Below are 25,739 nucleotides of genomic sequence, written 5' to 3'. Positions count from 1 at the left end.
AAAAGCCCTGTGGTGGGGCTTTTGCGTGTGAAAGTTAATTTTTGTGGGTTTTTTTGAGCTGCACTTGTTTTTTTGGACCAACCTTATAACTTTGCGAATCACTGATTAAAACAGTAAATTGAGTGCGGAAGGGCATTCCACAATAACGGGGTATCGTAGTAATCGTAATTAGTAACTTCTAACAAACAATAGTTTAATTTTTAACACTAAAATTTCAATCAACATGGCTGAGACTAAAACAACTGTGACTGCAGCTACAGCTAAGGCTTCTTCTCATCAACCTAAAAAGTCATCCAACCTGTTCGCGGCGTTGGCTGTTCCTATCTGCTTAGTGATAGGCTTTCTGTTTTACTTTTTTGTATTAGGTAACCCAGCCAACTTCGTGGGTAACAATCCAGAAAGTCACCCAGTTGATTCTGGTATTGGTAAATGGTTTGGTACAGTTTACAAAGGTGGTCTGATCGTACCTATCCTGATTTCTGTGTTACTGGTTTGTCTGACATTCGTAATTGAGCGTTTCCTTTACCTGTCAAAAGCAAAAGGTAAATTCAGTGGTTCTGAACTGGTACGTAAAGTACAGTATCACCTGGCTAACCGCAATATAGATGCAGCACTGGCTGAGTGTGACAAACAAAAAGGTTCTGTTGGTAACGTTCTGAAAGCTGGTCTGAAAAAGTACAAAGAAATGGTTACTAATACTGAGCTGGATACAGAGCAGAAAATTCTGACCATTAAAAACGAAATTGAAGAAACAACTGCATTGGAACTGCCAATGATGGAAAAGAACCTGGTGTTCTTATCTACTATTGCTTCCGTAGCTACCCTGTTAGGTTTGTTCGGTACAGTATTGGGTATGATCCGTGCGTTCGCAGCGATGTCTTCCGGTGGTGCACCAGACTCTGCACAGCTGGCAGGTGGTATCTCTGAGGCGTTGATCAACACTGCACTGGGTATCGGTACTTCTGCAGTAGCGATTATCATGTACAACTACTTTACTACCAACATCGATAGCATCACTTACGCTATTGACGAATCTGGCTTTACTTTAACACAGAGCTTTGCTGCTAATCACAAATAATCCAGGATTATTTTGTGGAAAGTAAGCGGTTTTGAATCTATTTAAAGTAAACCATAAAACAGAGTAAAGATGCCTAAAGTTAAAATGCCAAGGAAAAGCACCAACATTGACATGACAGCAATGTGTGATGTGGCTTTCCTGCTATTAACTTTCTTTATGCTGGCAACGAAGTTCAAACCGGATGAACCGGTAACGGTAGTTACCCCATCCTCTATTAACACCACCCTTTTGCCTGATTCTGATGTGTTATTATTCACAGTAGATAAGGATGGTAGAGTGTTTTTCAGCATGGATGGCCAGCCTAAAAGAAGAAAGCTGATAGAAGATCTGAATACGCAGTTCAAACTGGGTCTGGATGAAAAAGAAATCAAAAACTTTGTCACCGGAGCCAGCGTAGGAGCACCTATCAAAGATCTGAAAGCTTACCTGGCCCTCAGCGAGGAGCAGCGTAAAACTTCCGGTCTGGATAAAGGAATCCCTACAGATTCTGCCAGTGGAGAATTAGGAGCGTGGATTGATTATGGTAACGCAGCCCAAGGTACAAACCTCAATAAAGTGAAGTATTGTATTAAGGCGGATAACCAAACTCCTTATCCTAAGATCAAAGAAATCCTGGATACTTTCAAAAGAAAGAAAATCCAGAAGCTGAACCTGGTTACTAACCTGGAAGAAGCACCGAAAGGTACTGCTGCCTGGGAAGAGCAACAGGCCGGTGGTAAACATAAGTAAACGACAGCAATTGCTTCCTGACCTGGAAGGCTGTTGATTTAAGTAACTAAAAAAATTGGCTACTATGGCAGAAATGGATACCAGTAGTAGTGGTGGGAAAGGGAAGAAACACGGTGGGACGAAATCCAAGAAACAGTCTACCCGTGTAGATATGACGCCCATGGTGGATTTAGGTTTTCTGTTGATTACCTTCTTCATGCTTACCACTACCATGTCCAAGCCCAAAACAATGGACTTGATCATGCCAAAAGATACCGAGAATGAGAAAGATCAGAACAAAGTAAAAGAAAGTACTGCTCTTACCATCTTACTCGGAAAAGATAATCGAGTTTACTATTACGAAGGTTTGGCGCAAGACCCTAATGCTTCTGCTAATCCTGAATTCTTCAAAGCAACAACTTTTGCTAATACCGGAGGAATCAGAGATGAGATCATTAAGAAAAGGGACGAAGTTGCCAAACTGCGGAATGCAAAAGGTGAACCAGAAGACGTTGTAGTAATTATAAAGGCTGATGATCAGGCCAATTATAAGAACTTCGTTGATATCCTCGACGAAATGGCGATCAACAGAATTCAGCGTTACGCAACTGTAGACATCAGTGACCAGGATAAAAAATGGATACAGTCTACCGAAGCTGCTAACGGTGTAACTTCTACTCCAGCGCCAGCTAAATAGTTTTGTGGAATAATTATTTTTTTGCATCCATAATAAAACAACAACAATGGATTCTGCTAAAGTCTTAAAGTCCGATTTTCTTGATATCCTGTTTGACGGCAGGAATAAGGATTATGGGGCGTACGATTTGCGGAGACAGTATAATAAGCGTGTGCGGAATGCCATTCTGGGAACCGCGTCATTGTTTGTAATATTCTTTGCAACGTACATGATATCACAGTGGGTAAGAGCTTCAGAGGGTGACAACCTGAAGAAGCCGGTGATACAGGAAATTAAGATGGAGGATGTGAAGTTACCGGATGATCCGAAAACACCACCTCCACCTCCACCTCCGCCTGCGCCACCGCCACCGGTAAAACCGTCAGTACAATTCACTCCTCCGGTTATTAAGAAAGATAATGAAGTACCACCGGATGAGGAACCTCCGAAACATGAGGACATCAAGGACAAAGCCATCAGTACTAAAACTGTGGAAGGTGATCCAAACGGTATCGATCCGGGATTACTGGAAGACAGCAAAGGTACCGGTGTAGTTACCGCTCCGGCTGCTCCTGCCAAAGAGGAAATCTTTACCTTCGTAGAACAACCTCCAACCTTCCCGGGTGGTGAGGAAGCACTGGCGAAGTACCTGAGTAAAAATATCCGTTACCCACGCGTTGCGCAGGAAAATGGTATCTCCGGTACAGTATTCGTTCAGTTCGTAGTAGACTCTGAAGGAAACATTAAAGACGTTAAAACAGTAGGTGCCGCAAAAGGTGGTGGCCTGGAAGAAGAAGCTGTTCGCGTGGTGAAAACCATGCCTAAATGGAAAGCTGGTAAGCAAAATGGCCGCCAGGTTTCTGTACAGTTCAACCTCCCTATCCGCTTTACTTTGCAGGAGTAGTACTGTATCAACATAATTTGCAAGGTCCCGTTTCAACATCGTTGGAACGGGACCTTTGCTTTATACCCTACACTACTATCCCCAATTATCGTAAATTTGTGCCCTTTGGGAATAATCATAAACGAAAACAGATATGCTGGGTAAACTAACCGGATTTGATGATACTATTGTAGCAGTGGCTACTGCACCAGGCCTCGGCGCCATTGCAGTAATAAGACTGAGCGGCCCCGCTACCTATGCCATCTGTAACAGCTTATTCCCAGCCAAAGACCTGACCCAACAGGCCAGCCATACCCTGCATTTCGGCAGCATCGTTTCAGAAGGACGTATTATTGATGAAGTGGTAATCAGCCTGTATAAAGGCCCCCGTTCTTATACCGGCGAAGATGTGATAGAGATTTCCTGCCACGGATCTCCCTATATCCAGCAACAAATTATTGATGCCACCATAAAAGCGGGTGCACGCCTGGCCAAACCGGGAGAATTCACCCAGCGGGCATTCCTCAACGGAAAACTAGACCTTACCCAGGCAGAATCCGTTGCCGACCTCATCGCCAGCAACTCAGCCGCTTCCCATCAAACAGCCATGCAGCAAATGCGCGGAGGGTTCTCTAAGGAATTACATGCCCTCCGGGAGCAATTAATTACCTTTTCCGCCCTTATTGAGCTCGAGTTGGACTTCAGCCAGGAAGATGTGGAGTTCGCCGATCGTACGGGCTTATATCGCCTTATTTCAAATGCTACCGGTACGCTGCGACACCTGATCGATTCCTTTCGCATGGGAAATGTGATCAAAAATGGCGTCAACACCGCCATTGTGGGTAAACCCAATGCCGGTAAATCAACCCTGCTCAATACCCTCCTCAATGAAAACCGCGCCATCGTGAGCGATATTGCCGGCACTACCCGCGATACCATTGAAGAAGTACTGAATATCGATGGCATCCTTTTCCGCCTCATCGACACCGCCGGTATCCGCGAAAGCCTCGATACCATCGAAAGTATCGGTGTACAAAAAACGATGGAGAAAATTAAAGAAGCCGGTGTAGTAGTTTACCTGTTCGATGTAAATGAACTAACTGCCACGGATATACGTCATCAGATCAATACCTTCCAGGCAGATAACATCAACTACCTCCTCGTAGGAAATAAAACAGATATCACCGGCGAAGCAGCCATCCGCACTAAGTTTGCCGACATCCCGGAAATCCTGTTTATCTCCGCAAAAAATCATGCACATATCCAGGAACTGAAAGATGCACTGGTACATAAAGTCATTGCCGGAGATGTAAATACAGAAGACACCATCATTACCAATGCCAGGCACTATGCCGCATTGAAAGAAGTCCTGAAATCATTACAGGATGTGAAAGATGGCATGGATAACGGATTGCCGGGAGACTTGCTGGCACTGGATATTCGGCTTTGTTTGCATTATCTGGGAGAGATTACCGGAGAGGTGACGAATGAAGATAGGTTGGATTATATTTTTAGTAAGTTTTGTATCGGGAAGTAAGGATTAAATTTATTTTATGTCATACATTTCCTGTATGGCTAGACATCTGAAAACTACGCCATCTCTTTCTGTCATATGGGATTCATGATAGTGACCATAATACCACTCCCGGCATCCTGCAGCTTTAAGATAGGAATGGATCTGGCTCATTAGTTGCCTTTCGTTTTCCAGATCAGTAGCAAGGTCCTTGCCGGCGGCCATCTCTTTAATAATAAAATTGAGAACGATGGGATCAAAGGTATAAGGCCATGTTTCTTTAGGGGCAACGTGCGAAATAGCTATGTCAATACCTTGCGCACATGCCGATTGTAGTAAGGCCACATCAAATTTGATTCCTTCGTCAGGCCAATAATCTTTACCGGGTGTTCTGCTTAACCGGTCAATGGATATACCACCGCCAATAAAAATGACCTGTTGATTTTCTATTTCAAGTACTTCGTAATCTTGTACCAGTTTAACGTTTTGAAGATTGAAAATATCCCGGTTATCCCAGAACCATTTATTATCATGGTTGCCTCTCAATATGTACAAATAGTTTTCCTTCTCCCTAAGAAATTTATCAATTTGAGATAATGCTTTTATGTCAAGTTCCTTATGCTGAAAGCCAAGTCCCCAGTCGCCGACTTGTATAAAGGAAGTTTTCTCGAGTTGGAATTTTTTGATTTTGGAAAGTATTTCCGGATAGCCTCCATGAAGATCGCCAATGATTATCATCTTGATTTATTGTATTAGATGAAAGCTAATATAGATTATTTATAATCTTTGGAAGAGGTAACGTTCGTGGATTATTGCTCTGCTTCCTGTCGAATGATTTTGTTAATCACTATTTGCAAGGCAATACATTAAGAGGTGAGCTTTGTTGGGTTTTTACTTTTGACGTGCTATTTTTATCAAAAATACAGACTATGACCAACGGACCAATCTTGATATATCAGCTTCCAAACGGAGAAATGACTATTGATGTAAAGTTGGAGCATGAGACGCTATGGTTGACTCAGGCCCAGATTATCGACCTGTTTCAATCCAGTAGAGCCAATATAAGTGAGCATATTAAACATATATACGATGCTAATGAATTGGAACGGGAGACAACTATTCGGAAATTCCGAATAGTTCAGCAAGAGGGGAAACGGGCTGTTAACAGGGAATTGGAACATTATAACCTGGATATGATTGTCTCAATTGGCTACAGAGTTAGTTCGATAACAGGGACACAATTTCGCATCTGGGCCAATAAAATACTGAAAGATTATCTGGTGAACGGTTATGCTATTGATAAAAAGCGTTTTGAAGAACAATCCCGTCAATTAGATGAATTAAAGCAAACGGTGAAATTGCTGGGCAGTGTAGGGGTGCCTACTGATGAGGCGACCGGTTTGCTACAGGTGATTACAGATTATACTTATGCACTGGATGTACTGGATCAATATGATCATCAGATACTTCAAATTGAATCAACAACTCCTGAAAATTTATTTGAAATAACTTATCATGCCGCAATGGAGGCTATTCAGGGACTTCGTGATAAGTTCGGCGGGAGTAGTTTATTTGGAAACGAAAAGGACGAATCATTTCAGGGATCACTGGCTGCAATTTATCAGACATTTGGGGGGCAATATCTTTACTCCAGCGTGGAAGAGAAGGCCGCCAATCTGTTGTATTTTGTTATCAAGAATCATTCTTTTTCGGATGGGAATAAGCGGATTGCGGCTTTTTTATTTGTATGGTTTTTGGGGAAAAATAAAATACTCTATCATTTCGATGGCTCTAAAAAGATTGCTGACAATGCTTTAGTGGCATTAACACTGATGATTGCGGAGTCAAAACCAGATGAAAAAGAGATGATGATTAAGGTTGTTGTAAATCTGATAAATCTTAGGAATTAAATTTCCATTTTAAAAACAATCAGTATGATAGAGGAGTCTTATGAATTAGCAAAAAGTATTTGGACTGAAAGGGATTTTGATATCATGAGTTGGCATGATTCGCAGATCTATAAAATGACCCTAAAGGAAGACCTTGAATTTGATATTGACTATATAGTCAAATGGAATCAGCCGGACCTTGAGGGATTACCTTTTACATTCTGGGTTGCACCTGCAACATTGGTTTTTAAGAAAGCAAAAATCCTTTCTTTCGACTTTGAAATAGCAATGGAAGACGTTTTTGAGATTGACTATATAGAAAGGCAAGTTGATGAAACCAAAACTACATGGCTAATTGTTACTCAACGTGGTGAAATTGAATTTACCTGTGAGGGGTTTGATCAGTATATTCGTCAGAAGCCACTATTTCAATTTGGTCAAACAATTCCATACAGAGAAAGGTGTGGAACTTCCCTGGAAAGAGTGCAGCTTCAGAATAGTAGCTATTTATCAAGTAAAGAGTACCTCGAGGCCCGGAAGAAAATCTTTGAGCATTATGAGAACGTCAAGAAACGACATGCGAAGAGACAGGAATTGAAGGCGCTAAATTCACGCAGGGAAGATCATCAAATACAAACTAAAGAATATCTTCTTAAGAAAAAGGAGATAAATGAAATGATAGATTTTTATGATTATTGGTTAAAGGGAACGGATTTTGAAAAATGGTAATTGGCGCTAACTCCACGGAATTCAGTTATTGTGTATAGGTCACTTTGAATAGGCATGGCGCATTGACAGGCTCTCGCCTCTAATAGATAAGTAAGCCTGTATTGGCCTTTTTCAGGTCGCCCACCGGATCTTCGCCGGCTGCCATCTCTTTAACAGTAGACTTAATACTTTGTTAATACCCCGTCTATCGTTGCCTACATGAACTATTATTAGTTTTGGAAAATTTTAGAAGGTAGCAACCATATCAGGACTGATGTCATAAAATATTGAACCAGAAAAAATAAAATTTATTTACGCCCAGGCGCTGATTCAACGTACTATCTGGTATAACGGAGAAATTTTTAAAGGAGATCCTTATCTTAAGGTGCATCTGTAATTTGTAAAGTGGCTAATGGGCGACCAATAATCTTATTTGTGAAAGCTGTAGATTATCAAACATATTGCGATAAAGACCTGGTTGGGCTCCTGTTGGAAGACGACCATTTGGCGTACCTGGAAATATACAACAGACATGCAAGGGGGCTGTATGTAAAGGGGAGGAAGAAGTTGGATGATACTGATGAGGTCAAAGACTTATTACAAGATGTATTTGTTGCATTATGGCAGAATCGTTATTCATTAACAGTAGATACGCCATTAGCAGGATATCTACATGCCACTCTGCGATATATGGTCATAAAGCGTATTGTTCACAAAAAGGTACAAACCACCTATTTAGAGTCGCTCAAATTTTTGACACCTATAAAAAGTAGTGCTGCAGATTATTTAGCCCGCGAAAATGAACTTAAGCGAATAATTGAAAGCGAAATTTCTTCATTACCCGAAAAGATGCAGGAGGTTTTTCGCATGAGCAGGGAGCATCACCTTTCTCACAAGGAGATAGCCATACAGTTAGGTCTTTCGGAAGCTACGGTTAAGAAACATGTCAATAATGCTTTAAAATCGTTGCGTGTTAAGTTAGGCCCCCTATTAATACTATCGGGGATTTGCCTGACTGAACATTTTTTTTAGTTTCCTTTACGCCCATCGATGTACTAATTGTACTATACTTATACAAACAGCAACATTGTGATAAGTATGGAACAAAATAATATGCAGGATCTGTTGAAACGCTATCTGGCAGGAAATTGTACTCCAGATGAGCGTGCGCAGGTGGAACTGTGGTACGAGCTGTTGGAGTCAAAAAAAGCAGCAGTTAAAGAGGAGGATTTGGAAAAGGAGCTCGCGGAAGTTCGAACCCGACTAGTAAAGCCTTTCAGAAAGGAGGGGAAAGTATTTAGATATCCCATGGTAGCAGCAGCTGCAGCTGTTTTGATTATTATCTCCACAGGAACTTATTTTTATTTTAATTACAGGCCTTCCGGCAAAACTACAAAATCAGATAAACTACTTTCCAATGCTGCAGATATCGCACCTGGTAGAAATATAGCCATACTGCAGCTTGGTGACGGGACCGAAATAGCATTGGATGATCAGTCTAACGGAGCTATTGCCAAAGCGGGAAGTAATACCATCTATAAAAATGCGAAGGGGCAGTTAACCTATGTAGCGACTGAATCAAAGGGAGAGGAAGTAGAAACCCCGGTGTCCAATTGCTTAAGAACCCCACGCGGCGGACAATTCCAACTTACATTACCAGACGGATCAAAAGTTTGGTTAAACGCGGCGTCGCAGCTTACCTATAGAATTAGCAAAACATCTCAGGAACGGTTAGTTGAGTTAAAGGGAGAAGCATATTTTGAAGTTGCCAGGGATGCCAACAGACCATTTAAAGTGCTCTCCAAAGGTCAGGTTGTAGAAGTACTGGGTACACATTTTAATATTAGCAGTTATGATGATGAGCCCAGTATAAAAACCACACTGGCAGAAGGAACCGTCAACATAGTTGAGACAGGCAAATACCGGAATGTCATCCTGAAACCGGGGCAACAGGCCACGCTCGATAGCAGTAATGGACTATCTGTGGCTCAGGTAGATGTATCGGATGCTATTGCCTGGAAAAACGGAAAACTTAATTTCAATCAATCTGATATATATGCTGTAGCACGGCAGATTTCGCGCTGGTATAATGTGGACGTGGTATTTAAAGGTAAAGCTGCTAACATACGTTTATCCGGAGAAGTGTATCGTGATACCAACGCTTCCAAAGTTCTGGAGATCTTATCGTTCTATAATTTGAACTGTAAGATTGAGATAGATAACGGTGTTAAACGTATTGTCATTGAATAAAGTAATAGTATCTATCACCTAAAAACTAATTAGCCTATGGAACGAGAAACTTAAAAACCGCCATAAGCTCAATGAAAAACGTCTTCTGACTGCAATCAGAAGACGTAAGCGTAGGAGCGATCATTCAAAGGTTAGTGTACTATTAAATATCAACTCAAACAATACAAAGTTAATGAAATTCAGATTTCATACAGCGACCGTCTGGTCGGGATGGTTGTCTTTGGGCAAACACCTTCATCGGAAATTTATTGTGAAATTTCAGTTAGTAGTTGCCCTTACTTTAGTCATGTTGATCCAGGTCAGCGCTAAAAGTCTGGCGCAGAACGTGTCCATTAAGGTAAGTAATACGCCTTTGGAAAAGGTATTCAAGATGATTGAGCAGCAAACAGGCTACTTGTTTCTCTACGACGATGTGGAATTAAAAAAACAAAAAGTCAGTTTATCATTTCAGCATGCGCCCATTGAAAAAGTATTGGAAGGTTGTTTGGAAGGCCTCCCGATTACCTATAAAATCGTAGACAAAAACATACTCATTAAAAAGAGGATTGAATCAGGTTTGCAAAAGGTGACACTGGAAACCAACCAACAGCATTTAATCTCGGGAGTGATTAGAGATAGCACTGGCGGCTATCTTCCAGGTGTACAAATTGCAGTTAAAGGAACCAATCGCGCTGCTATAAGTGATGCTTCAGGCAGATACCAGATTGATGCCTCTCCCGGAGAAGTTTTGGTATTTAATTTATTGGGGTATAAAAGACAGGAGGTGGCTGTAATCAATAATGTTCGGCTTGATATCGTACTTACGCTAATCGTAACGGATTTAGAAGGAGTTGTTGTAGTTGGTTACGGCACTCAGAAAAAAATTAACCTGACAGGTGCTGTATCCCAGATATCTGGTAAAAGACTGGAGAACAGATCCGTACTAACGCTTGGTCATGCTTTACAAGGAGTTGTTTCCAATCTTAATATCAGTTCCGCAAGCGGAGGTGCTCCTGGACAAGCGCCATCATTTAACATACGGGGATACACTGGTTTCTCCTCCAATGGGTCTACTTCCTCTCAGGCTCCCTTGTTTGTTGTAGATGGTGTGCCCGGAGTAGATGTAAGTACAATCAACATGAACGATGTAGAGAGCGTGAGCGTGTTGAAAGATGCGGCCTCTGCTTCGATATATGGTTCCAGTGCTCCCTACGGTGTGGTCATTATCACGACAAAGCAGGGAAAAGCAGGGCAAAAACCGACCATTACATACAACAATAACCTGATGTTAATGGAGCCCATCAACCTGCCCAAGTATATGAAGTCAATTGATTTTGCCAATTTATACAATGAAGCAGCGGCTAACGCGGGAGTGACCAAGCCATTTAACGATGATGCCCTCAGGCGTATTCAGGACTACCTGGATGGTAAAATCACTGATGAGACCATTGCTAATCCAACTCCCGGCGCCGATGCCTGGTTCGAGTGGGGGAACGCCAACGCCAATAATGATTGGTTTGATATCCTGTTCAAAAAGGTACAGTTCAGTCAGCAGCATAATCTCGGTGTATCTGGAGGAACAGACAAGACACGCTACTATGTTGGCCTGGGGTATATTCAACAAAATGGGATGTACAATTATGCAACTGATAAATATGCTCAATATAATGTTCGTGCCAACCTTTCTTCTGTTATCACTAGCTGGATGAACTTCAATTTCAGAGGAGCTTTCTCCAGGGGAGCTACAGAATCTCCTACCGCAGAAAGCAACTGGATGCAGACTTTGGCTGCACGTAACTGGCCTACCGAACCGTTATATACTCCCAACGGCACTTTTGCTGCTGAAAACCGGATGGAGGGGCTTGTAAATGGTGCGCGTACTAAGTCGAATAATGATAAGGCACTTGTTACGGGTGAATTAGTAATAAATCCGCTGCGGGGCTGGAATATTACTGCCAATTACACATTTGATGCCTCGTACTTTGATCTGAACCGGCATAACAAAACAGTGTATGTGACCCGTCCAAGTGGCGCGCAGCAAGCGCTCTACGCTCCCAACAGTTTTGAAAGACAGTATAACAAGAACTACCATTATACAATCAATACATTTACATCATATGAAAACGAATGGAACGGACATGCTGTGAAAGGCCTGATCGGTTTCACACAGGAGCTTTATGATAACGTCTCTATGGGAGGTCGTAATCAGTACTTATTTTCCAATGATCTTCCATCTTTATCCCTCACCTATGGAACAACTCCTTACCTGACAGACAATGCCTCGCAACTCGCTATCCGTGGTGGGTTTGGACGCATCAATTATAATTACAAAGAGAAATATCTTGTTGAGTTTGACGGACGATATGACGGTACATCCCGTTTTTTGAAAGACCGGCGTTTTAAATTTTACCCGGGTATATCGGCAGGATGGGTACTATCGAATGAACCGTTCTGGAAACCTATAGCGCGGGTAGCTAACTCGTTCAAGCTACGAGCCTCATACGGACAGCTGGGCGATCAGAGTTTTACCAGTAATTATTATCCTTTTTACCCTGCACTCAATAGTGTAGTTCCTACCGGTAGCCAGTATCTGTTTTCTGGTGGCAGAGAAGCATTCATTAGTCAGCCTCCATTAATCGACGGATCGCTGACCTGGGTAACGGTGAAGACGTTGGATTTTGGGACTGATATCACGGCATTATCCAGCCGGTTAACCGCATCTTTCGACTGGTACCAGCGTACGGCAGATGACTTCGTAGGCCCTGCAGATGCTTTGCCTGCGGTGTTGGGTACGGCTGCCCCACAGGTCAATAATGCGGCGATGCGGACCAGGGGGATCGACCTTACCATTGGCTGGAAAGACCGGATTGGAAATGTACGATACGGAGTGGATGTAGTGTTCAGCGACTATCAGAGTGAAGTACTTCGCTATCCCAATCCGGCAGGCCTGAACACCACCTGGTACAAAGGGCGTAAGCTTGGGGATGTTTGGGGATATCAGACGGAAGGATTTTTCCAGTCCAAGGATGAAGTAGACGTTTCGCCAAAACAGACCAATATCTATAGTCGCTGGGGCCAGGGAGATATCCGCTATGCAGACCTAAACGGGGATGGCATCATCAACTGGGGCAACAATACACTGGAAAACCCCGGCGACCGTCGGGTTATAGCCAATACAACTCCCCGCTATTCTTTTGGCTTGAATCTAAACGCGCAATACAAATCTTTTGACATCACTGTTTTCCTGCAGGGGGTCGGTAAGCGGGACGCCATCTTTTCCAACGCTGGTGTTTGGGATGGAGCTTATTTCTGGGGGATCACAGGCGATTTATATACAGGCATGCTGACTACTGCACAATACGACCGCTGGACACCTGAAACACCAAATGGCTACTATCCAAAATTCTATATGGGAGGTGAGATGCAGAAAAATTCGCAGCCGCAGACAAAATATGTGCAAAGCGCCGCTTATGTAAGGCTCAAAAACCTTCAACTAGGCTATTCCATGCCACAACATATACTTCGCGCTATAGACAGTCAGAAAGTGCGCTTTTTCCTGAACATTGAAAACCTGGTCACGTTCACTAAACTGTTACATACCATGGATCCGGAATTTTCGTCCACAGATGGCCGGGTTTATCCCTTGCAGAGAGTTTGGGCTATGGGACTCAATGTGACATTCTAGCCATTTCTTAATTATCCAACGATATAAGTATGAAACGATTTATATATGCCTGGGCAAGTTTAATACTACTATTGGCTGCCTGTAACGATAAGTTTTTAGAACGTTTACCATTGGCCAATATCAGCGACGCAGACTATTGGAAATCCCCCAATGACTTAAAGCTATATGTGAACAATTTTTATAACCAGGATGCCCTGTTGCCCTCACGGAGAGCCTGGGGCGCCGGCCCTTTTACTATTGATGCCAGCGATGGTAGCGAAACCAATATATCGATCAATTACAACAGACGCATAAATGGTGAGGGGACTCTTCCTTCTTCCGGTGGCGGCTGGTCTGCCGATGATTGGGCTCCGCTGCGTAATATCAATTACTTTATGGATCATTACAGGAAGGTGAATGCTCCCTGGGACAAAGTGAAGGAGTACGTAGGCGAAGCATTATTTTTCCGTGCGATCTTCTATTTTGATAAGCTGAAGAAGTTTGGAGATCTGCCCTGGTCGTCCACCACAATGTCTCCGACATCAGATCAGCTTTATGCGGGCCGACTGCCCCGTAACCAGGTGGTGGACTCTGTCTTATTAGATCTCGACAATGCCATCAATTATCTTCCTGTCAGAGGAGGCGGCGCCTGGACGGGGCATGTCACCAAAGAAGTAGCATTAGCTTTACAAGCCAGAATTGCACTGTATGAAGGTACCTGGGAAAAATACCATGGTCAGAAAGGAACACCCTTTAAAGTAGATGGCTCCAATGGCACCAAATTTATTCAGAAGGCAGCAGCTGCTGCCGGAGAACTGATCCACATGTCTGAAACCGGTGGCTTCCCGGCGCTGGACAATATCGGGGTGCAAGACGGGTATTGGCTGTTATTTAACAGAAAAGATTACACCACAAGCAAGGAAGTACTTCTGTGGCACAAATATTCGGTAGCCGACCAGGTAACTCACACCTGGACCCGTTATTCTATAAACGGCGCAGGAATGGGGCTTTCCAAAAGCATGGTGGACGCCTACCTTTGTCTGGATGGTCTTCCTATTGGAAACAGCCCGTTGTATGCCGGAGACCGCACTTTAAAAGATGTTGTAGCCAATCGTGATCCCCGGTTGAAACAGACAATTTGCGTGGATGACGGTAAACATGTGAAATGGTATGAAACCAACCTCTTTTTTACAACGCCCACTTTCGAGATCAATGGAGCTAATAACACTTCCACCGGCTACCAGGTATATAAAGGGCATACCGGAGACTATACTGAATTCAACGCATCTCAAAGTACACAGGGATATATATACATACGCTATGCGGAAATTTTGTTAGTATATGCAGAAGCCCAGGCTGAACTGGGAACCATCTCCCAATCCGACATAGACAAAACGATTAATGCTTTACGCAAACGGGTGGGTATGTCTAGCGGCTTGTTACAATTAGCTAATATTCCGTCAGACCCCAACCAGGAGTTTCCTACGCTATCGCCTGTCCTAAACGAAATTCGCAGGGAGCGCAAAATTGAACTGGCGGCAGAGTGGTTCAGGATGGATGACATTTTCCGTTGGGCGGCAGCAGATGAGTTGCTTGTTGGCAAGCGCCCATTGGGAGCATACAGAAAACAATGGGAAAACTATCCCGGCGCCACAGCCGATTTCCTCAGGGCGCTGGCTACTGTCCCCATTAATGCACAAGGATATATTGACCCTTACAAGACCTATGGGGCCATGGATCAGGGGTATAGATTCAATCTGAAGCGCGATTATCTATTGCCTATCCCGACAAATGAAATCACATTAAACCCAAAATTGGGTCAGAATCCAGGATGGTAATTTAAAAGATTAGTATAACCATTTGCTCTCCGTAAGGCTGACGGGGCAATATTAATCCGACACCTTGGTCCCAGGACCCCGTATCCCTTGCTGAAATGCCCTCCAGCAAGGGATACTGTTACATCTCCTTAATCATCCTCCTCTTCAGACTTCGGATCTACTTTCAATCCAAGCGCTTTCAATCCCTTCTGATGTGCACCAAAATAGGCCTTGGGAAAGGGTTTGTCGCCATGTATGGTAGACCATACGTACTCACTGAATAGCAAAGCATCTTTATCGATGAGGTCTGGTTTGGAGAAGTCCATTTTTTGTGTCAATGGTGCTAACCTGGCGGTGGTTTTACTTTTGATTTGGTCTTTGCGGGGATTCAGCTCATTGATGGCAACTGTTGGTGTCAGGCTGTTATAGGCCGTATAGTCGGGCGATTGATTAAAGCAGTCGGTCATTAGGGGGGCTACTGCTACCAGTTGGTTCATGGGTTGTACGCCGAATATCTGGCAGATGGTATGCAATACGGACGACTGGTTGTAAAAATGGCTGATAACGGTATCTCGTTTTACGTGGGGACCAGCCACCAGGCAGTAGGAGCGGTGTCCATCCACGTGATCCGTGCCGCTTTGCGGATCATCTTCATTGATGAAGATGGCCATATCTTTCCAGAAGGAGCTTTTCGAAAGTGCTTCCACTACGCGACCGGTTGCCCAGTCGTTGTCTGTTACGTAGGCGCGCGGAGTAGGGGTTGTTTCGCCATACCCACTGGTATGATCATTTGGTAAATAAACGATGATAAATTCGGGAAGATTGCCGGCTGTTTCGTATTCTTTTAAGGCTTCGATAAATGCGTCGGCTCTCACCTGGTCGGTGATGTTCATATTCCAGCCGGGGTAGCGTAAATCGCTGTATTTCTCCAGGCTTTTCATGGTGTAGGAGCATTTATACTGCGCGGAATCATTTTTATTTTTCCAGGCATTATATACGTCGGTCCAGGTTTTTCCTTTGGTGATTTCGGCGAGATCTGTTTCCCCAAAGTTTCTGAATGAGATGCCTTTGCGCAGCAGGTGATTCCAGATGAAGCCGCAACCTGCATAAGATAAAGGATCTGTTCCAAAATCATAGGCACAATGTCCGTTTGAGAAGTCTTTTTCATGGTAGGGCGTTGTAATGCCCTGGATAGCCCATTGGTGTCCATCGCTTGAGTTGACGCCATTACAATAGTAGTTGTCCAGTAGTACAAATTGCTGCGCAAGGGCGTGTGTGTTAGGCGTTATTTCTTTCCCAAATTCAACGAGTTTGGGATCGCAGTTCCCTTTTCCAAAGTCACCCAGTACCTGGTCAAATTTTTTATTTTCTTTAATGATATATACAACGTGTTTTATGGAAGATGGTTCTCCAACGTTGTCAGGTACGGGTTTAGGCGTTGTTTTTGCGTTACTTACGGCTTGGGCTCTCAGTAGATCTATAAAATGAAATCCTTTGCTGGCTTCGGTGGTATAGGCGTTTAGTTCAGCCTGATTGCGGGGAAGTGCTACTTTCTGGAGTTCTCCTTTTACGGCAGTTACGTTTCCGATGAATAGATTATTTCCGGCAATGTTAATGGTTCCGGGAAAGCCTCCTGCGGCAATAAAGCCATAAGGCGCTTTTTGTGGATGTCGGGGATCTATGAGTGCAATTGAATTGTTGCCGGCATTGGCGGCGAAGAGTGTTTTTCCGTCGGAGCTGAATGCCAGTGCTGTTGTGAGGCTGCCATAGGGAAGAGCAGGATCGGGTTTGGTATTAATGGTATGGGCAACTTTTAAAGTCTTTGTATCTATTACGCTGATGCCATCGCCGCTATCATCTGTCACATACAATGATTTCCCGTCGGGAGACAGGGTCATGGATTCCGGGTGAATGCGGGTGGCAATTTCGGTAATTTTTTTTCTGGATGCAATATCAATGACAGCAACGGAGCCTCGCAGGGCTACTGATCGGTCATCTACGGCAACATCTGTTCCGGCTGATTGTTCGGTGCGATCTCCTTTGCGGGCATGTGGACCGCCGAAATTGCTCACGAAGGCGAGCTTTTTGTCTTTGCTGATAATAATCGCATAAGGACAAACACCTACCGGAATCTTGTTTAGCACCTTGCCTTTAGAAAGATCAACAACAGCGATTTCATTGGTAATTGCCAGTGCAACGAAGGCGATATTATGATCGCATAATCCGATGCCTAGTGGGTTTGTCTTTTTATTATTAGCTGATAGATCGATCTTCTTTGTGAGTGTAAATGTGCCTGATTGACTAACATTCCCTACATATAAATTCTTTTCCAGGCCGGTGAAATAAATGGTAGAGTCATTATCAGCAACGGCAAGACCATTCATCGAGCCTGATTCTTTATCGGGATAATCGATGTTGCCAAGCGTTTTAAAATCTGTTGCGTCTATAACGGCTAGCTGGCTGTTTGTTTTTGCAATGAGTATATGTTGTTGCTGTACGAATTCCAGGTTTAATACCCTGGTTCCTTTTGCCAGGTTGAGGCTTTGTCCCGCCGGATTGAGTAACTGGGCATTGGCCAACAGTTTATCGCCTGCCAAAGAATGGCTCCAGGCTGTATCTACAGGTTTTCTGATATCCTTGTGCGGTGTTATTACCTGTGCTTGCAAGTATGGTGTAGCCAGTATAGCGCCAGCAAGAATAGTAGTAGAAAAAAAAGACAATCCTCTCTTCATAGTGGTTTAGTAATGATTGAAATGAAATGTGGTCGAAGAAAGTATCCCGTTTCAGGGTTACTAACTTCAAATTACAGGGGCGGGTTCAAGCCTGGATGATAAGTTGTAACAAAGGTAATTTTAGGTACGGAAAGATACTGGTTAATTTGTAGTTATACTTTTATGATAGGATTACCATGGATGCAGGAAAAAAACGGAAATGACGTTAATAATATGCAAAATCGATTTTATAACAGTTGATGGATTCGGTACCCAATTCCCAGCTCCGGGCATTGGGTAAACAAACAGGGGAGTTGACTATATTAATGATTTTATTTTACTAAAAAATAGTTCTAAATTAACTTTTTTCTAAAAAAGTTGTTAAAAAATTGCGCGACTTGAAAAACTTTACATAGGTTTGAGAAAGAAGAAAGGGGCATTTGGAGCAAGAGAAAAAGCAATTCGTTTTTTATTTTATTGATTGCTAAAACGTTTAATCAAATATTTTTTAGCACATTTCGTCCATCGAATATCAACCTACAACATTTTATTTCCTAACTGTAAATTCGATCAGGAGCAGCAATAATTGGGAAGATTAGAATGCTTTTAAGCATTCAACCAGGAGTTCACTTAATAACCAGATTTTTTATCAATCATTTGTTATTCATGAGTAATGCACGTTAATATGTTTCTATCATCAAGTAGCGTTGATGAATAATAAGCGATGTCTTTCATGCAGGACACCTTTATTCCGTTTTAATAAATCCAATCAGTCAAATATTTTGTTTTTGTATTATGAAATAACGCAATAGCTCTAATGCTTGTGAAAAAAATCAACCAAAGGCAAAAATGAGTTAGGATTACGGAAAATGGTATCCATATAAGTCCAGTCATTATCAGCAGCGGAGGAATTGATACTGCGGGGGAGAGCGGGTAACGGATTTACAGGCTATATAATACTGAAACCATGAACACATCTGAGTATCCTTTGTCATTTGGCAGGAGCGGCACCATATACAATCTACGCAACTTCGTATATAGTGGCTTATTGTTGTCGTATCGACAACTAATAGTTCTCCGGGCTTTAGCGGGAATACAACAAAACGCGATCTCATCAACTTTACACAAAGGCTTTCCATTCATAATACTATACCAATACCAAAATCAGTTCTATTCAATTTTAAAAATTAAAAAATGATGCAGTCAACCAAAAGATGTCTATTGCTTTTTATGCTCTTTTGCATAGGAAGCATGTTTGCCTATGGGCAGGGAAAAATGACGGTTTCAGGTATCATCAAGGACGCCACCGGCAACGTTCTTGAAGGAGCTACCGTAGGTGAAAAAGGTACGTCCAACGGAGTGCTGACCGGCAAGGGAGGTAATTTTACCATCAATGTTAAACCAGATGCAAGACTGGTTATCTCTTATGTGGGGTTTGTAACCCAGGAATTACCCGCTACAGCTTCTATGCAGATAACACTGGTTACCAATGTACGGACTACCGATGAAGTAGTTGTTACGGCACTGGGTATCAAAAAACAAGCAAAGGCGTTAGGTTATGCCGTGTCAAAAATCGATGCTGACAGGATTATGATCGCCGGTACCCCTACCAATCCGTTACAAGCACTTTATGGCGCCGCACCTGGTGTACAGGTGGCTGCTACCGCAGCCGGTCCTTCTGCTGGTATGAAAATCAACATCCGTAATGCGGTATCTTTTGACCAAAATTCAAGCACGCGTCCGCTGATCGTGATCGATGGTGTTCCCATCCACGACCAGAATACACAAATGGGTTTCGGTGCTACGGATCGTGATAACGGAACAGGTATTAACGATATCAACCCTGATGACATTGCTTCTATGGAAATTTTAAAAGGAGCAAAAGCATCTGTACTATATGGTAGTGAAGGTGCGAATGGAGTGTTATTGATTACTACCAAAAGCGGCACCAAAGGCCAGGGTCTTGGTGTAGCTGCTTCTTTCACCACTTCATGGGATCGTGCGGCGTTCATGCCTAAATTGCAAAATGAGTATGGAACAGGCTCCAGCCCAAGTAACCCGAAGAACGATGCGGATGGATATTACCTGGTGAATGGAAAAAGAACATTGGCTACTACATTGGGAGATGGTAGTGGTGCCCAGGCATTTGGACCAAAATTCGACCCAAGTGTAAAAGTAATGTGGTGGGATGGCGTGGAAAGACCATGGCAGGCACAGACCAAAAATATCTATAATGATCTTTACCAAACTGGGCATCAAAATACCAGCAATGTGGCAGTAAGTGGCGGAAACGAACAAGGACAGTTCCGTGCCTCTTACACTAATTTAAGTATGACGCCAATCAGACCAGGTTCAAATTTTAACAAAAATACGTTTAGCCTCAATGCCTCCTATAAGCTAAATAATAGCATTACGCTTAAGTATACCGGCAACTTCTTCATTTCAAAGAACGTGAATGCTGCCAACCTGAGCACCATGAACGGGGAAGGTCAGCAGGCAGAAATTGGGGCATTTAGTGCTGATATCAATGTTGGCTTGTTAAGATCACATTTGCTGACACCTGATGGATATAATTACTTTGCCAGCCCAGCCAATAGAAATTTGATTTCCAATGGTAGAAAAGGAGTGGTGGGCTATCTCTGGGATCAGTACCAGAATAAATCTAATTTCACCAGGTTACACAATATCCAGTCTTTATCTGCTGATATAAAGCTCACCAATATCTTTAGTGCCACATTAATGGGGGGTATAGATTATAGCACAGAGCGGAATGAATATAAAGGTAAATTGTTGGATCCTCAGTTACTGGGACCTAATAGTGGTTTCATGTATAGTGATGTAACGAATATCTACAAAACTACCTACGGCCAGGGAATGTTGAACTTCGATACCAAAATAAATAGTGACTTTAGTTTATCTGGTTTTGCGGGTGGAGTAATCAGACAAAATTCCACAGAAGGTAAAGGTGCATCTGTGAATGGTTATGGACAACTCGTTATTCCTAACTACTTCTCATTTAATAATTTACCATTAGGAGTACAGCCTCAGTACCAGTTTACAAACGGACAGGATATATTGTACAGTGTAATCGGATCTGCACAATTGGCGTGGAAAAACCAGGTGTATATTGAAGCTCAGGGCAGACAAGACTGGTCTTCTATTTTGCCTCCAGGTAATAATAGTTATTTCTACCCAGGTGTAAGTGCTTCCTGGATTTTAAGCGAAAGCTTCAAATTACCAACGGTGTTTGACTATGCCAAAGTAAGAGCGTCATGGGCTAATGTGGGTCGTCCGGGTCCACGCTATTTCAGTAACGTTAACTATGCTACCTCCCAAACTGGTGGTGGTTATGTGTTGACTCCGCCGGCAGATCTTCCTCCAATGGATGCCGCTGGAAATCCAAATTTAAAGCCTGAACGTAAACGTGAATTCGAATTAGGTTTTGAAACTTACCTGCTCCAAAACAGAAGAATTGGTGTAGACTTCTCCTTCTACAGATCTCACATCTACGACCAGATCATGGCAGTAGCCGCGCCTCCGGGAATGGGTGTTAAAAATGTTCGTATGAACGCTGGTGATGTGATGAGCACAGGATGGGAATTGGCTATTAAGACCAAACCAGTCCTCACGAAAGACTTCCAGTGGGACCTGACCTTCAACTTTGCACACGGTAAAACAATCGTAGAGAAGCTGGATGGTAAACTGCAATCACTCACTTTATGGACTGCATTCGGTGCCGTAAACTCCGTAGCGAATGTTGGCCAGGAATATGGTCAGCTTTACCTGACTAAGTCAACTTATACTTTTAGCGATCCTGCTAATCCAAGCGCAGAAGGTACCGGACAAAAAGTGGTGAATGCAGCCGGTTCTGCCTACGACTATAAGAGCACTGCCAAATTGATTGGTAAAACAATTCCTGATATATCAGGTGGTATCCTCAACTCCTTTACCTACAAGAATTTCCGCCTGATTGCAAATATCGACTACCAGTTTGGCGCTACTTTTCTGTCAGGTACAGAAACTTACATGATGGCTGCCGGTGCGTTGAACGAAACGTTGAAATATAGAGATGCAGCACACGGTGGAGTTGCCTATTACTTAGATGCAAATTCCAAGAAAGTAGCAGGTAACAACCCTAATGGCGGACCTACCTTCCACGATGGTGTGATATTACCTGGTGTTGGTACTGATGGTAAAGCAAATACAAAAGTGGTTTCTGCGGATAACTATTATTACGATTCTTACTTCTCAAATGGCTTCTTCCCTGAAGATAGAATCTTCAAAAGCGATTACATAGCACTGCGTAACGTAGCCATCGATTATACTTTGAGTAAAAGAATTGCTCAAAAGATCCGTATGAGCAACCTGGTAGTTTCAGTGTTTGCAAACAATGTGGCTTATCTTTACAAAGCTGCGCCAAATTCAATACCAGAATCAACTAACGGAACCGGCTGGGGTGTTGGTTCCTATGGAACAACTGCATTACCTGCACAGCGTTCAATAGGTATTTCTATCAAAACTAAATTCTAAAAACAACTAAGATGAAATACATACATTTAAAATCACTTTTCTTACTTACGTTGTTAATATCCTCCGTGGGATGTAAGAAGAAACTGGACGATTTATATCAAAACCCGGATGGATATTCCAAAGATATGGCGGATAAGTCAGGCGTAAGCGTTATCGCCGGCTTCTTCACTTCTCAGCTCACCCAGGGTTTCTTTTTGAGTGGTGACTATGGTTCTGTTTATCACCAGGTAAGAAGTGGAGGGAGAACTACGGCCAGTGGCATTCAGATTTATAATGTAATGGCAGAAGGTACCGGATATACACTTGCCGATGTTGAACATGACTGGGGTACAGGCGGGTTTAACGAATCTATTTTCAACTTCGTGAATACGCAGTGGATGACGCCAATACTTTGGGCGCAACGTGAATACAATAACACGCCACAAGCTAAGCGCACTAATTTAGATAGCCTGTATATCACTTTATTGCATGCGCTGAAAGGTTATGCCTACCAAAGAGCCACTGATATGTATGATAAGGTTCCATACATAGAAACCGGTTCAGCGGGCGGTCTGGATGGCGTTAAAGCAAAATACCTGGGCCAGGCAGATATCTACCCTAAAATCATCAGTGACTATAAGGTGGCCGAAGAAGCATTGACGAATCTGACACTTACTTCTACCCAGCAGGCATCCTTTAGTCAACAGGATATCCTTTTTGGCGGAAATATTTTGAAATGGCGTAAGTATATTAATTCATTGAGATTACGTTGTGCGATGATGGTAAGCGAGGTGACGCCTGCATTGACAAAGCAAGTGCTGACAGAGTTACAGGGCAAGCCTTTAATGACCGACTATAACGATGTGGCTGGTGTGGCTGACATCGCTGTTATTGCACTGAATCGTATTTGCAATGAATTAGGAATTACACGTTCTTTCAGAGAAAGAGGAGCTGATTTCACTGCCGGGAAAAAATTCCTGCAAGACGTGATGTATTGCCAACCAATTGAGGGTACCAAAGTAGTGAACGGACAAACATTACACTATTTCAGTGGTGATAATTCTTCCACAGGTTTATTGAATGGTACTGTTGACCCACGTGTTTCTTATATCTTCTCCCCAGACTGTAATGGCAGATACCTGGGCGTTGATACAAAATGGGACGGCAATACGGATCAGAATAGTTATTTGAATAAAATTCTCCGTGGATACTATATCAACGATGCTATCCTGACCGATATTTCAAAAACAACCTTTTATTATGGTCCAAACAATAGCCAGTCAATTGAATTGGATGCAGCGTCAAAAGCCGATCTGAGCAAACGTGAAGCATTCCTGTTAAATGCACTTCGCACCAGACTCGCTAATTCCGATGATACTGGCGGAAACGTGGGTAGTGAAAACAACCTGGTTTCTGCATATAATATACGCCCTGAATTCAACTTTGCACTGAAATATCCAACTATTCATGCAGTTGAAACAGAGCTTTCATTGGCAGAAGCAGCAGTAAGAGGTTTTGGTCAGTTGAATGGTAGCGCACGTGAGCACTACAAGAATGCGATTATCTTGTCCTGCAAATATTGGTATGATCTGAATAACTCAAATCAATATTCCAAGACAACCATGCCGGCGATGCCAACCACAATGGATGATTCAAGAATCAATGCTAAACCCGCTATGGAGTATAATGCGAGCACTTTTGCTGAGAATGCCGCGCAGAAATTTGATGCGATGTCAAGCCAGCAACAAGTGCAGGCAATATTTAATCAACTGCAGTTGCATTATAACATGTTGAACTTTGAAGTGCCCTATACTACTGCCCGCAGATTAATTAAATATGTGGGTACAAATCCGGCTTCTATGTTCGACAGATACAAATGGAAAGAAAAAATGACTTATCCAAGTAGCGTTCAGGCGTCCGATCCAGAAGGCTGGTCTATTATTAGCCCTACCAACAATCCGGATCTGCCAGTATGGTTCACCGGCCGTACTACTAAATGGAAAAATGTGTTGGAATAGCCTTGGCAAAAGTAGAATACATAACGCAAAACTTCCTGGCAGGTGAAACAGAGACTGCCAATAGTTTAATAACAAAGTGAAGACAACAACAAAGCCGCCATTGTGCGGCTTTGTTGTTTTTGGTACCACCTCCCCGGAAATTAGCTCGTCCGGATTTTAGCGCTTATCTTCATTTATAATATGGCGCACTATGCAACAAATGCATCACTTCTTAAAAAAGCTGGTAGATATATCGGATGAAGACTGGCAGCTTTTTTCTTCCCGGTTTGAGCAGAAAATTTATCCCGCTAAAACCTTCTACCTGAAAGCCGGGGAAACAGAGAATTACCTGACCTTTGTTGACAGTGGGTTGCTGCGATTTTATGTAGAAGATAAAGAAGGAAACGAAACCACTATCGGATTTTCATTTGAAGGATGGTTTATGTGTGTGTTTAGTTCTTTTTATTCACGCACGCCTTCCATGTGCTATGGTGAAACCCTCACCGAAACGTATACCTGGCGCATGCATTATGATGATTTGCAGGAAATGTATAGCCGGTTAAACGTTGTGGAAAGAATAGGGAGATTAGCTACTGAACAGCTACTGCTGTTAAAGTCTGAAAGAGAACTTTCTTTCCTCCTGAAATCTGCGGAAGAACGCTACCTGGATCTCTTCCAAAAAGTTCCTCACTTATTACAAAAAGTTCCCCTGAAATACCTGGCTTCCTACATCGGTGTTACTCCACAGGCATTAAGCCGGATCCGGAAACGCATTTCTTAACCCAGGTTCATTTACTCGGAAAGGTTTGCCCGCTAACTTTGTGGGCAAAGGATAATTTATGATCGCTCAATATCTTTGGGCAACAGGTTCCGCCATCATAGCACTTATGGGCCTGTTGCACCTCCGGGTTACACTGGGTACCAATAAGCTTTTTCCCCGTAACGAAAAGCTGATAGCTGAAATGGAGAACACTTCATTGCAGATGACAGCGAAACTGACGATGTGGAAATCATGGATAGGGTTTAATGCTACACACGGCAGTGGCGCTGCTTTCATTGGGATTGTGAATTTTTACCTGGCACTCAGCCATTTTTCTCTTTTAAAGTCCAGCCAATTTTTGCTGTTATTAACGCTGCTCACCATTGGTTTTTATGTATGGATAGCGCGAAAATATTGGTTTAACGTAGTAATGATACTGCTGATGATAGTGTGGAGTTGCTTTATGGGGGCTTATTTATTGATTATAATTAGCGCTCATTTGCCAACCAATGGGTAAACCAACCGGTACATCTGCGAGGGCCGAAGATACCAGGGGATTCACTATGGTGGCAGAAAAAAAGCTTGATAAATAAAATG

At 42.9% G+C, this 25,739-nt stretch carries 17 protein-coding genes; 15 read left to right on the top strand and 2 right to left on the bottom strand.

All coding sequences use genetic code 11. The annotated features are described in order from the left end of the window. The first annotated feature begins 223 nt into the window (after window positions 1-223). From AC5ZC7_RS26060 to mnmE, 5 genes are all read left to right on the top strand, one after another. Entirely contained in the window at window positions 224-1,078 is an 855-nt protein-coding gene (locus AC5ZC7_RS26060) for a MotA/TolQ/ExbB proton channel family protein (RefSeq protein WP_291918311.1), read from the top strand. A 69-nt stretch (window positions 1,079-1,147) separates the two neighbouring features. Continuing rightward, the gene (locus AC5ZC7_RS26055; RefSeq protein WP_496158133.1) at window positions 1,148-1,807 is read left to right on the top strand and encodes a biopolymer transporter ExbD; all 660 of its coding nucleotides are present in this window, start codon (window positions 1,148-1,150) and stop codon (window positions 1,805-1,807) included. A gap of 64 nt (window positions 1,808-1,871) precedes the next feature. Beyond that, window positions 1,872-2,483, top strand: a complete 612-nt coding sequence (locus tag AC5ZC7_RS26050) for a biopolymer transporter ExbD (protein ID WP_496158134.1) — start codon at window positions 1,872-1,874, stop codon at window positions 2,481-2,483. 46 nt (window positions 2,484-2,529) lie between these two features. Beyond that, the gene (locus AC5ZC7_RS26045; RefSeq protein ID WP_211977618.1) at window positions 2,530-3,366 is read left to right on the top strand and encodes an energy transducer TonB; all 837 of its coding nucleotides are present in this window, start codon (window positions 2,530-2,532) and stop codon (window positions 3,364-3,366) included. Between the two features lie 133 nt (window positions 3,367-3,499). Further along, window positions 3,500-4,882 (top strand): tRNA uridine-5-carboxymethylaminomethyl(34) synthesis GTPase MnmE, encoded by a 1,383-nt coding sequence (mnmE, locus tag AC5ZC7_RS26040; RefSeq protein ID WP_496158135.1) that lies wholly within the window; start codon window positions 3,500-3,502, stop codon window positions 4,880-4,882. A 9-nt stretch (window positions 4,883-4,891) separates the two neighbouring features. On the opposite strand, the gene AC5ZC7_RS26035 is transcribed toward mnmE, so the two are convergent. Continuing rightward, on the bottom strand, window positions 4,892-5,596 hold the full coding sequence (locus tag AC5ZC7_RS26035) for a metallophosphoesterase (protein ID WP_496158136.1): 705 nt from the start codon (window positions 5,594-5,596) through the stop codon (window positions 4,892-4,894). A gap of 191 nt (window positions 5,597-5,787) precedes the next feature. Here AC5ZC7_RS26035 and AC5ZC7_RS26030 point away from each other — a divergent pair, with 191 nt between their 5' ends. From AC5ZC7_RS26030 to AC5ZC7_RS26005, 6 genes are all read left to right on the top strand, one after another. Continuing rightward, window positions 5,788-6,768: a RhuM family protein gene (locus tag AC5ZC7_RS26030; RefSeq protein ID WP_496158137.1), complete on the top strand. Its 981-nt coding sequence runs from the start codon at window positions 5,788-5,790 to the stop codon at window positions 6,766-6,768. Between the two features lie 24 nt (window positions 6,769-6,792). Further along, on the top strand, window positions 6,793-7,476 hold the full coding sequence (locus AC5ZC7_RS26025; RefSeq protein ID WP_496158138.1) for a hypothetical protein: 684 nt from the start codon (window positions 6,793-6,795) through the stop codon (window positions 7,474-7,476). Window positions 7,477-7,890: 414 nt separating this feature from the next. Beyond that, window positions 7,891-8,487: a sigma-70 family RNA polymerase sigma factor gene (locus AC5ZC7_RS26020; protein ID WP_496158139.1), complete on the top strand. Its 597-nt coding sequence runs from the start codon at window positions 7,891-7,893 to the stop codon at window positions 8,485-8,487. Between the two features lie 66 nt (window positions 8,488-8,553). Further along, the gene (locus AC5ZC7_RS26015) at window positions 8,554-9,705 is read left to right on the top strand and encodes a FecR domain-containing protein (protein ID WP_496158140.1); all 1,152 of its coding nucleotides are present in this window, start codon (window positions 8,554-8,556) and stop codon (window positions 9,703-9,705) included. Window positions 9,706-9,877: 172 nt separating this feature from the next. Continuing rightward, on the top strand, window positions 9,878-13,369 hold the full coding sequence (locus AC5ZC7_RS26010; protein ID WP_496158141.1) for a SusC/RagA family TonB-linked outer membrane protein: 3,492 nt from the start codon (window positions 9,878-9,880) through the stop codon (window positions 13,367-13,369). 29 nt (window positions 13,370-13,398) lie between these two features. Then, window positions 13,399-15,186, top strand: a complete 1,788-nt coding sequence (locus tag AC5ZC7_RS26005) for a RagB/SusD family nutrient uptake outer membrane protein (RefSeq protein WP_496158142.1) — start codon at window positions 13,399-13,401, stop codon at window positions 15,184-15,186. A 128-nt stretch (window positions 15,187-15,314) separates the two neighbouring features. Here AC5ZC7_RS26005 and AC5ZC7_RS26000 read toward each other — a convergent pair whose 3' ends face one another. After that, on the bottom strand, window positions 15,315-17,897 hold the full coding sequence (locus tag AC5ZC7_RS26000) for an alkaline phosphatase family protein (protein ID WP_496158143.1): 2,583 nt from the start codon (window positions 17,895-17,897) through the stop codon (window positions 15,315-15,317). 1,173 nt (window positions 17,898-19,070) lie between these two features. On the opposite strand from AC5ZC7_RS26000, the gene AC5ZC7_RS25995 reads away from it, so the two are divergent. From AC5ZC7_RS25995 to AC5ZC7_RS25980, 4 genes are all read left to right on the top strand, one after another. Next, window positions 19,071-22,406 carry a SusC/RagA family TonB-linked outer membrane protein gene (locus AC5ZC7_RS25995; protein WP_496158144.1) on the top strand — a complete coding sequence of 1,112 codons (3,336 nt, stop codon included), beginning with the start codon at window positions 19,071-19,073 and terminating at the stop codon, window positions 22,404-22,406. Between the two features lie 11 nt (window positions 22,407-22,417). Continuing rightward, the gene (locus tag AC5ZC7_RS25990; protein ID WP_496158145.1) at window positions 22,418-24,403 is read left to right on the top strand and encodes a SusD/RagB family nutrient-binding outer membrane lipoprotein; all 1,986 of its coding nucleotides are present in this window, start codon (window positions 22,418-22,420) and stop codon (window positions 24,401-24,403) included. A gap of 190 nt (window positions 24,404-24,593) precedes the next feature. Beyond that, the gene (locus AC5ZC7_RS25985) at window positions 24,594-25,163 is read left to right on the top strand and encodes a cyclic nucleotide-binding domain-containing protein (RefSeq protein ID WP_496158146.1); all 570 of its coding nucleotides are present in this window, start codon (window positions 24,594-24,596) and stop codon (window positions 25,161-25,163) included. A 58-nt stretch (window positions 25,164-25,221) separates the two neighbouring features. After that, entirely contained in the window at window positions 25,222-25,659 is a 438-nt protein-coding gene (locus AC5ZC7_RS25980; RefSeq protein ID WP_496158147.1) for an LIC_13387 family protein, read from the top strand. Window positions 25,660-25,739 lie beyond the last annotated feature (80 nt).

It is taken from the genome of Chitinophaga sp. 9-1-y (genome assembly GCF_059511905.2).
This window is presented reverse-complemented; position numbering and strand designations above follow the sequence as displayed.

What these genes read in the sequence shown, in the direction of transcription:
- AC5ZC7_RS26060 (WP_291918311.1), top strand. Translation starts at nt 224, where the DNA reads ATGGCTGAGACTAAAACAACTGTGACTGCAGCTACAGCTAAGGCTTCT.
- AC5ZC7_RS26055 (WP_496158133.1), top strand. Translation starts at nt 1,148, where the DNA reads ATGCCTAAAGTTAAAATGCCAAGGAAAAGCACCAACATTGACATGACA.
- AC5ZC7_RS26050 (WP_496158134.1), top strand. Translation starts at nt 1,872, where the DNA reads ATGGCAGAAATGGATACCAGTAGTAGTGGTGGGAAAGGGAAGAAACAC.
- AC5ZC7_RS26045 (WP_211977618.1), top strand. Translation starts at nt 2,530, where the DNA reads ATGGATTCTGCTAAAGTCTTAAAGTCCGATTTTCTTGATATCCTGTTT.
- mnmE (WP_496158135.1), top strand. Translation starts at nt 3,500, where the DNA reads ATGCTGGGTAAACTAACCGGATTTGATGATACTATTGTAGCAGTGGCT.
- AC5ZC7_RS26035 (WP_496158136.1), bottom strand. Translation starts at nt 5,596, where the DNA reads ATGATAATCATTGGCGATCTTCATGGAGGCTATCCGGAAATACTTTCC.
- AC5ZC7_RS26030 (WP_496158137.1), top strand. Translation starts at nt 5,788, where the DNA reads ATGACCAACGGACCAATCTTGATATATCAGCTTCCAAACGGAGAAATG.
- AC5ZC7_RS26025 (WP_496158138.1), top strand. Translation starts at nt 6,793, where the DNA reads ATGATAGAGGAGTCTTATGAATTAGCAAAAAGTATTTGGACTGAAAGG.
- AC5ZC7_RS26015 (WP_496158140.1), top strand. Translation starts at nt 8,554, where the DNA reads ATGGAACAAAATAATATGCAGGATCTGTTGAAACGCTATCTGGCAGGA.
- AC5ZC7_RS26010 (WP_496158141.1), top strand. Translation starts at nt 9,878, where the DNA reads ATGAAATTCAGATTTCATACAGCGACCGTCTGGTCGGGATGGTTGTCT.
- AC5ZC7_RS26005 (WP_496158142.1), top strand. Translation starts at nt 13,399, where the DNA reads ATGAAACGATTTATATATGCCTGGGCAAGTTTAATACTACTATTGGCT.
- AC5ZC7_RS26000 (WP_496158143.1), bottom strand. Translation starts at nt 17,897, where the DNA reads ATGAAGAGAGGATTGTCTTTTTTTTCTACTACTATTCTTGCTGGCGCT.
- AC5ZC7_RS25995 (WP_496158144.1), top strand. Translation starts at nt 19,071, where the DNA reads ATGATGCAGTCAACCAAAAGATGTCTATTGCTTTTTATGCTCTTTTGC.
- AC5ZC7_RS25990 (WP_496158145.1), top strand. Translation starts at nt 22,418, where the DNA reads ATGAAATACATACATTTAAAATCACTTTTCTTACTTACGTTGTTAATA.
- AC5ZC7_RS25985 (WP_496158146.1), top strand. Translation starts at nt 24,594, where the DNA reads ATGCAACAAATGCATCACTTCTTAAAAAAGCTGGTAGATATATCGGAT.
- AC5ZC7_RS25980 (WP_496158147.1), top strand. Translation starts at nt 25,222, where the DNA reads ATGATCGCTCAATATCTTTGGGCAACAGGTTCCGCCATCATAGCACTT.